The organism is Sphingobium sp. B2D3C, assembly GCF_025961835.1.
Classification (GTDB): Bacteria; Pseudomonadota; Alphaproteobacteria; order Sphingomonadales; family Sphingomonadaceae; genus Sphingobium.
Genome location: NZ_JAOQOK010000001.1, coordinates 743,146 through 756,245, shown reverse-complemented (window position 1 = coordinate 756,245; position 13,100 = coordinate 743,146). Strand labels below are relative to the sequence as shown.

The window sequence follows — 13,100 nt, the reverse complement described above, 5'->3', positions numbered from 1 at the left end:
TCACTACCCAAAAGTTGCCGGCATGCGCGCCGGCCCGATAAGGCGGAGCAGCCGCCGCACTGAGCTGGAGATACTGCGTGGACCTGGACGATATTCTGCCGGTGGAGAACTTCTCGGACCTGACGATCCAGACGCTGGCCGACCGGCTACAGCGCAGCAGTGGCGCCGAACAATGCATCTACCGCGAGAGCGAGCTGGACGAACTCTGGCGGCTGATCGACATCGCCCTCAAGGCCGGCGGCGACACGCATTATGATTCCGAGCAGCTTCATCATCTGCGCGATCTGGTCCACCGCGCCCATGATCTGGTCGGCATGGAAGACCGCCCGCGCGAAGCCGCGGAAGTGTTGCGCGAGGCGTTGCTGCGGTAGAACGCCGCACCGCCAGGCCGGGAACGGCCAGCTGGCCTTGCGGGTTCTTTGGCCATGAACAGCGCTAAACTCATTCTGCTGATTCCCACCTTCTCGCTCGCTGCCTGCGGCGGTGCGCCGACGGGAGAAAATCAGACCATCGATCCGTCCAACGCGGCCAGTCCGGCAGCGATCAACGCGGAAGGTCCAACCGAGCCTCCGGCCGCCGACGAAGCAGGTGCGGCCAGCAACCGCGCCGCCGCGCCCGACTTCACCCCGCCGATGCTGACACCGGAAGCGGAACGCACCGTGAAAGGTGCGCGCAACGTGCTGATCTCCTTCGCGCGCGCGATCGAGCAGCGCGCGTTCGATCAGGCCTGGGCGTTGCTCGCGCCGGCAGACAAGGAAAAGTGGAGTAAGAGCGCGTTCGCGGCACTCTTTGCCGACCTCTCCAATATCATGGTCGCAATGCCGGACGGCACGATGGAGGGGGCGGCAGGCTCCAGCTACTACACGGCCCCCGTCACGATCACCGGCAAGGATCGCGATGGGCGACCAGTGCGCATGGAAGGCGAAGCCGTGCTGCGGCGGGTCAATGATGTGGATGGCGCGACGCCCGCGCAATTGCGCTGGCATTTCCAGAGCCTGACGCTCGACTGGACGCACTGAGGCTAGGCGGGCGGCGCCTGCCACCCTCGCCCGGGATTACTTCCAGTAAACGAACCCCATCGCATTGCCCGTCCCGGCCTCGCTGCGATAGCAGGGCACATAATCGAGCACATGGCCCTCCAGCCCAAGCTGCGCCATCGCGCCGGCCACCGGCACCCAGTTCTTCATCTCGGACGTGCCGTCACGGAACGTCTCTTCGCCCATGTTGAAGACCGGATCAAAATTCTTGCTTTCCAGTGCGTTGAGAAACGTCTTGTCCACCGTTTCGTCAATGACGAAATGGGTCAGCCCGCCACTGGCGATCAGCGCAACGCGCTTGTCGCTGTCCCAACCGCGGATCGCTTCCAGCAGGGACTGGCCGAACTTGTAGCAGCGCCGCACGCTCGGCTGGTTGGGTGGGAAGAAGGTGTTCACCGTCACCATCACGCTCGGGCAGGGCCGGTCGCGCATGATGCGGCGATAGACGAAGCCCCAGGCGTGGGGCGCCTCCGGTCGCGGCATGGCAGACATCGCCGCGACATCGAACTCGTCCGCCATTGCGTGCTCGATGATCTTGAGCGCCAGGTCCGGGCAGCCCGGATAATCCGCGCCGCCAGCGGGAATATAACCCTTGAGCGATGGCGCAATGCCCGGCGGCAGTTCGCTCAGCCGCTCCGGCGTGAACTCGTAATTGGTGATCGTGTCGCCATAATGCACCGCGAAGGCGGGGTTGAGCGTCTTGCGAAAGATCTCGTCCTGATCGTTGCCGACGATCACGGCCACGTCCACCCGCGCCTCCTCGAACAGGTCGGCCAGCGCCTCGATATTCTGCTGGCAGCGCGCCTGCCGCTCGTCCCACACGGATTTGACGGTCTGCTCGCCGAGCCGCTCCCCGGCCCGTGCTTCCACTAGCTCATCGAAGGTCCAGGTGCCGCCCTTCCACGCATGCTTGTTGGCCTTGTCGGCAGGAACGCGCAGGCCCCAGCTCTCGGTTTCGGTGACCAGCATCGGGCCATGGCTCGTGCCGATACCAAGAACGATCTCTGCCATGCTCTGCTCTCCTGCCGATGCTCTTTTGTGGTCGTTGCACGGACGGGCAACGTGGGGTGTTGATGTCCGCTTCATTATCGGATACCTGTTTGTATAACAATCCTGCATCGCGGGTCAATCGCGGGCAGAAGGGGCTGCGGCGCTCAATGAGCCGACGGAAGCCCCGAAGATGAACGCAATGGAGGAAGGATGACGAACATGGCGAGCCAGGCAAACGCGGACGTTGCGACGTTGGATATTGCGGGCCGTTACCCGGTCGTCGAATCCAGTGCGGATGCGATTGCGCGCATTCGGGCGCTGCTCCCGCAGATCGCGGCGGCGGATGCCGAGTCGGAGAGCGCTCGGCGCCTCTCCCCGCATGTGGTCGATGCCATTCGCCAGACGGGCCTGTTCGGCATCGTCATGCCGCGCAACCTTGGCGGATCGGAGCTGGGCTTTGCCGATCTCGTGCGCGTCACGGCGGAGATCGGCACTATGTCAGGCTCGGCGGCGTGGATTTTCGGCGTACTGGCCGGGCATAGCTGGCTCATCAACCTCTTCCCCGAGCAGGCGCAGCGCGAGGTGATGGACGATCCCACCACGCTTATCGGCACCGTCTTCCGCCTCGGTGGCGAGGTCGTGGAAGAAAATGGCGGCTACCGGCTGACCGGCGGCGCCGGGCGCTTTTGCTCCGGCATCGATTATGCAAGCTGGGTGATCATCGGCAATGCCGTGAAGAAGACCGATGGCCGCATGGAGCCGCGCTTCTTCGTGCTGCCCAAGTCCGAGATCGAAATCGTCGACGACTGGTTCACCATGGGCATGCGCGCGACCGGCAGCCGCTCGATCAAGATCGACAGCGCCTTCATCCCTGCCCATCGCAGTTGCAGCCTGGCCGACATGCTGGCCGGTTCCACCCCAGGTGCGCGGGTGCATGAGGGTGCGGTCTACCGCATGCCCTTCTCCAATATCGCGCCCTTCTCCATCGTCGGCGCGCCACTCGGCATGGCGCGGGGCATGGTGCAGCGCTTTGCTGCGGATATCGGCAAGCGTCTGGACGGCGCCGATCCGTTGGAAGTCGCCGAGCAATCCGCCACCTTCGCGCGTATCGCGGAGATTGGCGCCGAGGTCGACGCTGCCCTCGCGCTGATCTTGGAGGACGCCCGCATGGTCGATGAGGCCCGCGATCCCGCCGAGATCACACCGCTTCTGGGCGCGCAAATCTCGCGCAACTGGGCGTGGGGCGTGCAGCGCGCACGCCATGCCGCGAACCGGATCTTCGAGGCATCGGGCGGCAGCGCCATCTATGATGGCAGCGCCATGCAGCGCCTGTTCCGCGACATGAACTCCGGCGCGCAGCACTTCGCCTTCACCTGGGACCGGGCGATGACCGGCTATGGCCGCGCCGCCGCCGGACTCAAGGCCGGGGCTTTCGCCATTCCCAAGGGGAAGTGAGTCACGAGGGGCGGACGGAAGTCAGGGGAGGACGCGGCATGAGGGGCGTGATCGAAAAATACGGCGTGGTGTTCTGCCGCTATTATCTCGGCGGCTTCAACCTCGTTTCCGGCCTCAACTACTTCATCCTCTTCTGGCCCCAGCCCAAAATGGGCGCGGCGGCCGGCAATGAGTTCGTGCTCGCCGCCACCGATCTCAACCTGTTCACCTATGCCAAGATCATCGAGCTGACCGCCGGCGCCTGCCTGCTGCTCAATCGCTTCGTGCCGCTTGCGCTGACGCTTCTGATGCCGGTGACGCTGATGATCTTCCTCACCAATGTACCGTGGGTGCCCCTGCCCCACATCCAGCTCTCGGTGACGCGCAATCTGGTCATGCACCTCATTCTGCTCGCGGCTTATGCCAATTACTTCCTGCCGCTGCTCAAGGCGAAGACCGCGCCGCAGCCGATCTGGAAGCGGCCGTCCCGGCTGATGCGGGCACTTTAGGCAAGGATCGACAGGCCAATGGCGAACTTCAGCTTCAAACTCGACGGCCAGGTCGACATGATGAGTCTCAATCCGCTCGAAATGACGAATTTTGAGATGGTCGGCGCGCTCTTCGGCATTATGGGCATATTGATCACCCTGTTCCTCAGCCGAAAGGCCGCCGCACGGCAACGCCCCCATGAGTTCATTCCTCAAGAAACAGACGAAGACGCCATCGGCTAGCCGGCCACTGCGCGAGCGGACAGACCGGGCTTGAAGCGGTTTCTGTCCCTGAAGAGTCGCGGCGCGATCCTCATTGCGTCGACCGCCATGTTCATGGTCCAGCTCGATGCGTCCGTGCTGGCAGTCGCGATCCCGCAGATTTCCACCGACTTTGGCCTGCCCGCGATCGAGCTCAGCCTCGCCATCACCATCTACCTCACCATGCAGATCGCGCTGCTGCCGATCAGCGGATGGGCGGCCGAGCGCTTTGGCCCGAAGACCGTGTTCATGATCGCGACGGCGGGCTTTGCCTTCTTCTCGATCTGCTGTGCCGCCGCGCCCTCCTTCTGGCCGTTCATTGCTGCGCGCGCCCTGCAGGGCGCGACGGCCTCGCTGATGACCCCCGTGGCCCGGCTGCTGCTGTTACGGCAGACCAGCAAGGAGGAGCTGGTGGATGCCATGGCGATCGTGGCGATGCCCATGCTCATCGCGCCGACGCTTGGCCCATCGATTGGCGGGTTCATCGTGCAATATGCGCGCTGGGAGTTCATCTTCCTGCTGAACATCCCCGTCACCATTGCTCTTCTACTCGCGGCATGGCGCACCATCCCGCCCAGCGCGCCCGATGCCTCCAGACGATTGGACATGGTCGGCGCCGCACTGTTGGGCGGGTCGCTCGTCTGCCTGCTCACCGGGTTCGACCGGCTGGCCAGCGGCGTGGGTCGCCCATTGCCGTGGATATTGCTCGCGGTCGGCACGGTCCTGTGCCTCGCCGGGCTGAAGCATATTCGCACCCATCCGGACCCGGTGCTGAAGCTCGATGCCCTCAAGGACCCAAGCTTCCGCACGACGGTGATCGGCGCGGGCGCCATCGTCCGCATCCCGGCGCGCGCGATGCTCTTCGGCCTGCCGCTCATGTTCCAGATGGCCTATGGCTTCACGCCCATTCTGGCCGGCGTCATGCTCATGGCGCTCAATGGCGGCGACCTGCTGGCCAAGCTCTTCATTCGCCCCTTGTTCGACCGTTTCGGCTTCTCGGGACCGGTGATGCTTTCGAGCTTTGCAGGGCTGGCCGCGATCGCCGTGGTCGCCCTGGCCGATCAGGGGCCGTGGCTTGCTGCCCTGATCTTCGTGGCGCTGCTCGTCGCCGGACTGGCCCGCTCGGTGCTGTTCACCGGCATGACCTCGCTCACCTATGTCAGTCTGGACAAGGACACGATGACGCAGGGCAATGTGCTCGCCAGCATTTCCATGCAATTGTTTGCGGCGCTGGCGGTCTCGCTCACGGCGCTGCTGCTCGGGCTCCTGACGCAATTTGCCGGCCATGCCGAGCCGGGGCTGATGGAGTATCGGGGCGCCATGCTGGCCGTGGCGCTGATCGGGCTCGTCGCGACCCTGCTCATGCGCCGGCGCATCCCGCGCCATTTGAGCCAGCTCGCCGTGCGGGATGAGGACTAAGCCGACGGCTAGAATCGCCTAACATTTTACGCTAACGATATCGGCCAACCCGCGGCGATGACAGCTTGTGAGGATATGCCGTGCTCCTGATTGACGCCCATTGCCACGTCTCGCCCCTGTGGTTCGAGCCGCTCGAAACCCTGCTCTTCCAGATGGACCGCCACAATGTCGCGCAGGCGGTGCTGACGCAGATCCTGGGACAATTCGACAATCGCTATCAGCGCGATTGCGTTGCGCGCTATCCGGATCGCTTCGTCAGCGTCGGCGCCATCGATCCGGCTGCGCCTGACGCGGCGAACCAGCTCGGTGCGCTAGCTGATGACGGCATGGCTGGCCTGCGCTTACGCCCTGATGCCCGCAGCCCGGGTGACGACCCGCTCGCCATCTGGCGGACTTCTGAGCGGCACGGCCTTGTCATCAGTTGCGGCGGGCCGAGCACCCAGTTTGCATCCGCCGCGTTCGCCGATCTCGTCGGCAGCGTCCCGACCTTGCCCATCGTGCTGGAGCATCTGGCGGGATGGGTCAGACCCGACTGCGACCGTAAGCCCGAGACCTGGACGGCACTGCTCGCGCTCGCGCGCTTCCCCAATATCACGGTCAAGATCCCCGCGCTGGGGCAGTTGATTGCCCGACCCGTCGGTCAGCCTCTGCCTGCATCCGGGCCTGTGCTCGACCCGGCAGGCAGCGCACCGCTGATCGAGCTGCTCGATGCCTTCGGGCCAGACCGGCTGATGTGGGGCAGCGACTTCCCCGTCGTCTCCTCGCGCGAGGGCTATGCCAATGCGCTCGGCTGGACGCGCGATGTGTTCGAGCAGCACCGCCCCGCCAGCGTCGCGGCAATCTTCGGTGGCAATGCCGGCAGAATATTCTTCCAGCGCAAGGCTTGAAGACTGGAATAGATTGTTATACAAAACGATATATTCTATTGCTGGAGCACATCCCATGGCAGAGGCTGCCAAATCCACGATCATCTGCATTTCCGCGAACGGAAAGACGAGCTCCGCCAGTCAAAGCGCCGCAAACCGGATGCTGATCGCCACTGCGGACGGCGTGGTGGATTTTCGCCGAGACAATCTCAATGCGCCATGGACCCGGCAGCCCGATATGCTGCTCCCCGGCCATCATGTCAGCGCGCTCGTCTATGACGAGGTGACGGACATGCTGTTCGCCGGCCTGCATTATGAGGGCGGCCTGATGGTCAGTTCTGACCATGGCAAGAGCTGGGAAGCGCGCAACAACGGCCTGCAATCCGGCCATGTCTACAGCCTGCTCGTGCAGCACGACGGCGACCGGACGATCCTCAATGTCGGGACCGAACCCGTGATGTTCTACCGCAGCTTCGATCTGGGGCAGAGCTGGACCGCTTATCCCGGCTGCACGCAGGTCGAGGGCACCGAGCACTGGTTCTTCCCTCGCTCCCAGCCCCATGTGAAGCATATCGCAGCCCATCCGTCCGAGCCGGACACGATCTACATCTGCGTGGAGCAGGGCGACCTGCTGCGCACCGAAGATGGCGGGGAAAGCTGGACGTCGCTCAACTCCATGGAGCGCCCGGACGACAAGTTCCGCCGCGACCAGCACCGGGTGACTTTCTACCGCGACAACGCCGCCGAGATTTTCCTCACCACCGGCATCGGCCTGTATCATACGGCGGACCGTGGCGAGACCTGGGAGCGCCTCACCGACACCAGCCACCCCTGCGCCTATCCGGACCCGCTGTTCGTGCATCCGCGCAAGGAACTGATGTTCATGGTCGGCGCCGGCATGAACCCCAATCCCAATTGGGGCGCGGAAGGCACGGCCTATCCCAAGTTCATGATCAGCACGGACCATGGCAAGACCTGGCGGACCAGCATGATCGGCATGGCCGATCCGATCGCAGGCAATCTGGAAGTCGCGGCGATGCACGATTCTGCCGAGGGCGGCGTGGAGCTCTTCGCCGGCTCCGCCTGCGGGGAGCTGTACGCAAGCCGGGACGAGGCGCAGAGCTGGCAGCGCATTGCCGACGGGCTTCCGGCGATGTCCAAGGGGCCGCACTTCCGCCACTTCCTGCCGCCTGATGAACGCGCGGCTTATGAAGAAAAGCTGCGGGCGCTCAACGCGTTCGCCTGAGCAAGAACGGTCGATCGTCAGCGGGCGACAGACCCGCTGGCGGCTTTCAAGGGGGGAATGGTCTTGGACAGGCTTCAATCGTCGGCTTTGCGCATTGTCGAACGCGCTCGGATGCCGCGGCCTGATCAGGATGCGGCGGCGCGCGGCGCCGGTCCCTCGTCTCACTGACGGGTGCAATTTCGCTCATGATCGACTGCCACGCCCATCTTGTCTCCGATGACAAGACCACCTACCCGCCGGCACCGCCGGGCGGTCTGCTCCCGCCGATGGCGTTCGACAACCTCATGACGGCCGAGACGCTGCTGGAGGAGATGGACAAGGCCGGCGTCGAGCGGGCCGTGCTCGTGCAGCGTGGGTCCATCTACGGGTTCGACAGTCGCTATGTCTGCGACAGCGCCGCGCGCTATCCGCAACGCTTCGCCGCCGTCTGCTCCATTGATGCCACGCAGGCCGATTGTGGGGAGGCCGTGCGATATTGGGTCGGCGAGCATGGCGCCGTCGGCATTCGGCTGATGGAACTCATCAAGGGCTCGGACATCGCCTGGCTGGATTCCCCGGTGGCGCGCGACGCCTGGCAAGCCGCCGCCACGCTCGACGTGCCGGTCTGCGTCCATTTCTTCCCGTGGAATCGCGACATCGGGCTGGCGCATCTGGAGCGGATATTGCGCGAGGTGCCTGGCCTGACGGTCGTCATCGACCATCTCAGCTCCATTCAGAGCGATGCCGGCGGCCCGGACCATGGCATCGATGATCGGCTCCGGTCGATCGCGCAATTCGACAATGTCGTCGTCAAGTTCACGACCATTCCGCTGGGACGGCTGGACAAGGCGGAGATCGACCCCTGCCCCGTCATCGAGCGCGTATGCGATCTGTTCGGCGCGGAGCGGATGATCTGGGGATCGGACATCACCCAATCGCCCGGCAGCTATGATTATATGGCCGCACTTGGTCGCGCAGCGGTACGCAATCTCACAGCCGCGCAACAGGAGATGATCCTGGGCGGGACGGCGATGCGCGTTTACGGCAAGAGCTGGGGCCGGGCCTGAGCGCAACGGGCCTTCGCGACGAGAATTGGAGGGGAATGATGGAGTCCGTGTCTCGTGCTGCCGTGAAGATCGATATCGAGCGATCTGAAATCAGGGAATTTCCGTTCCCACCTCTCGGCGAGAATGATGGCCTGCTGAAAGTCGAGGCCTCGGGCGTCGGTGGCAGTGACCCCGAAATGTACCGGCGGGAGAACACGGCGCCGTGCATCATGGGGCATGAGAATGTCGGCACCGTCGCCCGCATCGGCGACGCTGCGGCGCAGCGCTGGGGCCTGCGCGCCGGCGACCGCATTGCCCTGCACGAATATCTCCCCTGCTGGCATTGCCACTGGTGTCGCCAGGGCGATTTCCGCCTGTGCATGGAGGCCGACTTCTTCAACGTGAAGGATCGGTTCAACACCCTGCGCTACGGCACCTGCAATGCGGACATTCCGCCGCATCTATGGGGTGGTTTCTCGGAATATATGTACCTCGCGCCCAATGCCGTCATCCACAAGATCCCGGCGGACATGGATGCCCGGCTGGCGACACTGGCAGTGCCGCTCGGCAATGGTGTGCAATGGGCGGTGCTGGATGGCGGTGCGGGACTGGGCAAGACCGTGCTGGTCTTCGGCCCCGGCCAGCAGGGCCTCAGTTGCGCACTGGCCGCCAAGCAGGCGGGCGCGCTCACCGTCATCATCGCCGGCATGACACGCGACCGGGCCCGGCTGGACCTTTCGCTCAGCCTCGGCGCCGACATCGCCGTGGACGTGCAGCAGGAGGATCTTGCCGCGGTGGTCATGCGGGCGACCGGCGGCATGGGCGTGGATGTGGTGGTCGATACCACCGGCGATCCCGATGGCAAGATCGCCGAGCAGGCTGTGGCGCTGTCGGCCAAGGGTGCCTGGCTCAGCCTCAATGGCCTTAGCGCTTCGGTGCCGCTGGGCGAGATCAAGAAGCGCTACCTCACCGTGCGCGCACCACGGGGCCACAGCTATCGCGCGGTGCAGATGGCGCTCGACATTCTCGCCAGCGGCAAGTGGCCGGCCGAAAAGCTGTGCAGCCACGATTTCCCGCTGGAGCAGGTGCATGAGGCGATCCTCGCCACCGCCGGGCGCGGGATCGAGGGCGCAATTCACGTCACCGTCTCCCCGCACAAGAGTTGATCGCAGCCCCCGCTGCCTCCCGCCCCTGCCTATTGCCTCGCTCGCCAAAATCCTCTTCCATGGCGCACTGCCACCAGCCGCAAGGAGCACATATTTGGCCACGCAGATCGACATGGGGGACTCCCTGCCCAATGTGGTGGCGGATGAACTGCGGGCGCTGATCGTGCGGGGCACGTTGCTGCCGGGCGAACATCTCGGGCAGACCCAGCTTGCCGACCGGTTCGGGCGCAGCAAGGTGCCCATTCGCGAGGCGCTCAAGCTGCTGGCGGCAGAAGGCTTCCTGCGCCACGACCACAACAGGGGCTATTTCGTGGCGCCGCTGGAGCTGGAGGAAGCCCGCCAGCTCTACAAGCTGCGCCGGTGGCTGGAGGCGGAACTGCTCGCCACGGCGGTCTGGCCGACGGACGCACAGATCGCCGAATTCCGCCGCCAGTTCGATGCGCTGGATGCCATGGATCAGGTGAGCGATTTCACCAATTGGGCGCTGGCGCTGGAAAATCTGCGCCTCGCCCTCTTCGCTTTATCGCCTGAGCGCATTCTGCTGCGCGAAGCGACCCGGCTCTGGCGGCTGACCGACCGCTATCGCTCGCTCATGCCGCGCACGATGGGCGAGAGCCCAGAGCGCAAGCTGATCGACGCCTTGGCCGCGCGGGACCGCGACGCGCTGCTCGCCGATTATATGCAGGCCCGCGCCAAGATCGAGGGTGCGCTGGAGCAGGTCTTCCAGCACGGCCGCTAGGGCCAATCGACACTCAGCCCTGCACGCGTGTCTGAAGGCTGTGATATTTGAACTGGGCGCGGGCCTCATCGAGGCGCATGCCGGTGCGGCAGGCGGCGCGGATGCTCTCCTCGGCGGCGTGGATCTCCTCGGCGGCGGCGAGGACGGCCTCCTCATGCGCTTGCGGGATGACGATCACGCCATCGGGATCGCCGCGCAGGATATCGCCGGGCGCGACGCGGGCGCCGCCGATGTTGACCGGGCAGTTGGTCACCTCGACCTGCACCCGATCCTTGCCGGTGCGCATCCAGTGACCCTTGCTGAACACCGGGTAGCCGAGCGCGCGGCAGAGCGAGACATCGCGGCTGATGCCATCGATGACGGTGCCGGCAAGACCACGGCGATGAGCGATCTCGGTGAGGATGTCGCCCCAGATGGTGGCATCCTCGCGGCCGCCATTGTCGATGACCACGACATGGCCGGGCGGGACGTCATCGATATAATCGCCGACCGTGCCAGGCGGCGTCGAGGCGGGGCCGCAGAGCATGGTGTAGGCGCGGCCGGCCATGCGGAAATCTGGGTCGCGGCCGGCGATCTTATAGCACTGACCGACGATGCCGAGCCGGTCGAGCGCGTCGCTCAAGGTGGCGGTGTCGAGCGCGGCGGCGCGGGTGACGTTGCTGTCGTCGGTCATTGTTGGTCGCCCTTGAGCATATATTCGTAGTTCGCGCCGAGCACAAAGCTGGCGCTCTCACCGGTGGCGAGGCGGCGGGTCATCTCGCCCTCGCGGCGGACGATATCCTCCGCGGCATCGAGCACGCGGGCGATGTCGGCTGGCGCGATGAACACCGCCGCGCTGGAATCGCAGATCACGTAGAAACCGGGCTCGACGGTGAAGTCGCCTACGGTGACGGGCACGTCGGTGGCATCCTCATAGACGCGGTTGCGCGCGGTGCGGGCGGTGTAGCCGCGGCAGAAGACCGGAAAGCCGATCTCGCGCGCCTCATCGACATCGCGGGCCAGCCCTTCGCAGATCACCCCGGCGACGCCCTTGTGCTGCGCCCCGCGCGACAGGATGCCACCCCAGCAGCCGGCATCAATGCCGGTGCGCTGCTCGACCACGATCACATCGTCCGGGCCGCTGGCATCGATGGCGGCGGCACCCAGATGCACCGGCGGGCGATCGGCAGGCGCGTTGCCGGCCTTGAGCTTCACGGTGTGGACGCGGCCGGCGATCCGCTTGCCCGGCGAGGCCGAGCGCAGGCCGGTCACGCAGCCGGCCAGGCCCAGCTTGTCCAGCGTGTCCGACACCGCGCAGGCATCCAGCTGGCGCAGCCGCGCGACATGGGGATCGCCCGCGCTCATGCTGGCGGCAGGTCCAGCTTGAAGAGGCGCGCGGCGTTGCCGAACATGATCTTGTCCTTCTCCGCCTGGCTCAACCAGTCGAAGCCGGTGATGAACGGGGCAATGTCGTCCAGCGTCTTGCCGGTCGCGGGGTCGACGGCAGAGCCGACGCCGGGGCATTCCGCGCCGAACAGGCAATTGTCGGCGCCGACGGTCTTGATCAGCAACCGGAGCGCTTCCTCGGAATAGAGCACGGTATCATAATAGATGTGCCGCATCTTATCGAGGAACTCCTCGCCCTTACGCAGGCCGGACGCCCGGAAGCGGCCGACATGATAGGGGATCGCGCCGCCGCCATGGCTGCAGACGATCTTGAGGCTGGGGAAGTCCTTGAACACATCGCTCTCGAGCAGGCCATAGACGGCCATCGTCTCTTCCAGCAGGAAGTTGAGCGTGTACGGCGCGCGGCGGCTGCGAGATCCGGCGGAGTGGATGTGCGCCGGCACGTCCAGCTCGCACAGCTTCTCGTACAGCGGATACCAATAGCGGTCGCCCATCGCCGGCGGCTCGGTGCCGCTGTTCTCATAGGGATCGGGGTTGAGCAGGCAGCCCTTGAAGCCCAGCGTTTTCACACAGCGCTCAAGCTCGGGCAGAACGTTCTCGATCGGCTCGCCGGCGACTTGCGGCAGACCGCAGATGGGCGCGAAGCGGTCCGGCAGAAGCTGGCACTGCCGCGCGATGATGTTGTTGGTGGCTTCGGTAAACCAGTGGACCAGAAAACCCGGCTTTTCCGAATGCATCATCTGGAACGGGCGGGGGCTGAGCAGCTGAAAATTGGTGCCGACCCGGTCGAGCATGTCGAGATGGCCGCAGGGCGCCATCTCCTTTTTATTGGTGTAGGCGAGAATTTCCTCATCCGTGAGGTCCGGGAACTTCTTGCCGTGCTCGCCGCGATGCGAGAGCAGCATCGACTTATAGATCCACAGTTCCGCTGGCGCACTCACATGGCCATGACAATCGACAATCATCGCAAAATCCCCACCCGCAGCTGGTTATCAGATCATAGGTATACATTTTTGTATACCTATCCTGAGTTTCCGGTCAAG

At 64.8% G+C, this 13,100-nt stretch carries 15 protein-coding genes; 11 read left to right on the top strand and 4 right to left on the bottom strand.

Translation table 11 applies throughout. The annotated features are described in order from the left end of the window. Positions 1–77 precede the first annotated feature (77 nt). Both M2339_RS03465 and M2339_RS03460 read left to right on the top strand, forming a co-directional pair. Positions 78–371, top strand: a complete 294-nt coding sequence (locus M2339_RS03465) for a hypothetical protein (protein WP_181560119.1) — start codon at positions 78–80, stop codon at positions 369–371. A 54-nt stretch (positions 372–425) separates the two neighbouring features. Beyond that, on the top strand, positions 426–1,019 hold the full coding sequence (locus M2339_RS03460) for a hypothetical protein (RefSeq protein WP_264587497.1): 594 nt from the start codon (positions 426–428) through the stop codon (positions 1,017–1,019). Between the two features lie 36 nt (positions 1,020–1,055). Here M2339_RS03460 and M2339_RS03455 read toward each other — a convergent pair whose 3' ends face one another. Beyond that, positions 1,056–2,048, bottom strand: a complete 993-nt coding sequence (locus M2339_RS03455) for a protocatechuate 3,4-dioxygenase (protein ID WP_264587498.1) — start codon at positions 2,046–2,048, stop codon at positions 1,056–1,058. 198 nt (positions 2,049–2,246) lie between these two features. On the opposite strand from M2339_RS03455, the gene M2339_RS03450 reads away from it, so the two are divergent. The 9 genes from M2339_RS03450 to M2339_RS03410 all read left to right on the top strand — a co-directional run bounded on the left by M2339_RS03450 (position 2,247) and on the right by M2339_RS03410 (position 10,671). Then, entirely contained in the window at positions 2,247–3,482 is a 1,236-nt protein-coding gene (locus M2339_RS03450) for an acyl-CoA dehydrogenase family protein (RefSeq protein ID WP_264587499.1), read from the top strand. 38 nt (positions 3,483–3,520) lie between these two features. Further along, complete coding sequence (locus M2339_RS03445; protein ID WP_264585375.1) at positions 3,521–3,970, top strand: hypothetical protein; 450 nt, start codon at positions 3,521–3,523, stop codon at positions 3,968–3,970. Between the two features lie 18 nt (positions 3,971–3,988). Next, positions 3,989–4,192: a hypothetical protein gene (locus M2339_RS03440; RefSeq protein ID WP_181560124.1), complete on the top strand. Its 204-nt coding sequence runs from the start codon at positions 3,989–3,991 to the stop codon at positions 4,190–4,192. A 30-nt stretch (positions 4,193–4,222) separates the two neighbouring features. Next, positions 4,223–5,629, top strand: a complete 1,407-nt coding sequence (locus M2339_RS03435; RefSeq protein WP_264587500.1) for an MFS transporter — start codon at positions 4,223–4,225, stop codon at positions 5,627–5,629. A gap of 80 nt (positions 5,630–5,709) precedes the next feature. After that, the gene (locus M2339_RS03430; protein WP_264587501.1) at positions 5,710–6,516 is read left to right on the top strand and encodes an amidohydrolase family protein; all 807 of its coding nucleotides are present in this window, start codon (positions 5,710–5,712) and stop codon (positions 6,514–6,516) included. Positions 6,517–6,571: 55 nt separating this feature from the next. After that, positions 6,572–7,741, top strand: coding sequence for a WD40/YVTN/BNR-like repeat-containing protein (locus M2339_RS03425; protein WP_264587502.1), 1,170 nt, complete (start codon positions 6,572–6,574; stop codon positions 7,739–7,741). Positions 7,742–7,926: 185 nt separating this feature from the next. Next, positions 7,927–8,787 (top strand): amidohydrolase family protein, encoded by an 861-nt coding sequence (locus M2339_RS03420; protein ID WP_264587503.1) that lies wholly within the window; start codon positions 7,927–7,929, stop codon positions 8,785–8,787. Positions 8,788–8,825: 38 nt separating this feature from the next. Further along, entirely contained in the window at positions 8,826–9,932 is a 1,107-nt protein-coding gene (locus M2339_RS03415; RefSeq protein ID WP_264587504.1) for a zinc-dependent alcohol dehydrogenase, read from the top strand. Positions 9,933–10,026: 94 nt separating this feature from the next. Beyond that, positions 10,027–10,671 carry a GntR family transcriptional regulator gene (locus M2339_RS03410; protein ID WP_220128545.1) on the top strand — a complete coding sequence of 215 codons (645 nt, stop codon included), beginning with the start codon at positions 10,027–10,029 and terminating at the stop codon, positions 10,669–10,671. Positions 10,672–10,684: 13 nt separating this feature from the next. Here M2339_RS03410 and M2339_RS03405 read toward each other — a convergent pair whose 3' ends face one another. Genes M2339_RS03405 through M2339_RS03395 form a run of 3 tightly spaced genes read right to left on the bottom strand, consistent with a single transcriptional unit; the run spans position 10,685 to position 13,022 of the window. Beyond that, a complete protein-coding gene (locus M2339_RS03405; protein WP_264578543.1) occupies positions 10,685–11,344 on the bottom strand; it encodes an RraA family protein in 660 nt (219 codons plus the stop codon). Then, positions 11,341–12,015 carry an RraA family protein gene (locus M2339_RS03400; protein ID WP_264587505.1) on the bottom strand — a complete coding sequence of 225 codons (675 nt, stop codon included), beginning with the start codon at positions 12,013–12,015 and terminating at the stop codon, positions 11,341–11,343. Before M2339_RS03400 ends, M2339_RS03405 begins: the two co-directional genes overlap by 4 nt. Further along, entirely contained in the window at positions 12,012–13,022 is a 1,011-nt protein-coding gene (locus tag M2339_RS03395; RefSeq protein ID WP_264587506.1) for an amidohydrolase family protein, read from the bottom strand. The genes M2339_RS03400 and M2339_RS03395 overlap by 4 nt, the downstream gene beginning before the upstream one ends. Positions 13,023–13,100 lie beyond the last annotated feature (78 nt).

Coding starts and splice junctions, on each gene's coding strand:
- M2339_RS03460 (WP_264587497.1), top strand. CDS start 426: ATGAACAGCGCTAAACTCATTCTGCTGATTCCCACCTTCTCGCTCGCT.
- M2339_RS03455 (WP_264587498.1), bottom strand. CDS start 2,048: ATGGCAGAGATCGTTCTTGGTATCGGCACGAGCCATGGCCCGATGCTG.
- M2339_RS03450 (WP_264587499.1), top strand. CDS start 2,247: ATGGCGAGCCAGGCAAACGCGGACGTTGCGACGTTGGATATTGCGGGC.
- M2339_RS03445 (WP_264585375.1), top strand. CDS start 3,521: ATGAGGGGCGTGATCGAAAAATACGGCGTGGTGTTCTGCCGCTATTAT.
- M2339_RS03440 (WP_181560124.1), top strand. CDS start 3,989: ATGGCGAACTTCAGCTTCAAACTCGACGGCCAGGTCGACATGATGAGT.
- M2339_RS03425 (WP_264587502.1), top strand. CDS start 6,572: ATGGCAGAGGCTGCCAAATCCACGATCATCTGCATTTCCGCGAACGGA.
- M2339_RS03420 (WP_264587503.1), top strand. CDS start 7,927: ATGATCGACTGCCACGCCCATCTTGTCTCCGATGACAAGACCACCTAC.
- M2339_RS03415 (WP_264587504.1), top strand. CDS start 8,826: ATGGAGTCCGTGTCTCGTGCTGCCGTGAAGATCGATATCGAGCGATCT.
- M2339_RS03405 (WP_264578543.1), bottom strand. CDS start 11,344: ATGACCGACGACAGCAACGTCACCCGCGCCGCCGCGCTCGACACCGCC.
- M2339_RS03400 (WP_264587505.1), bottom strand. CDS start 12,015: ATGAGCGCGGGCGATCCCCATGTCGCGCGGCTGCGCCAGCTGGATGCC.
- M2339_RS03395 (WP_264587506.1), bottom strand. CDS start 13,022: ATGATTGTCGATTGTCATGGCCATGTGAGTGCGCCAGCGGAACTGTGG.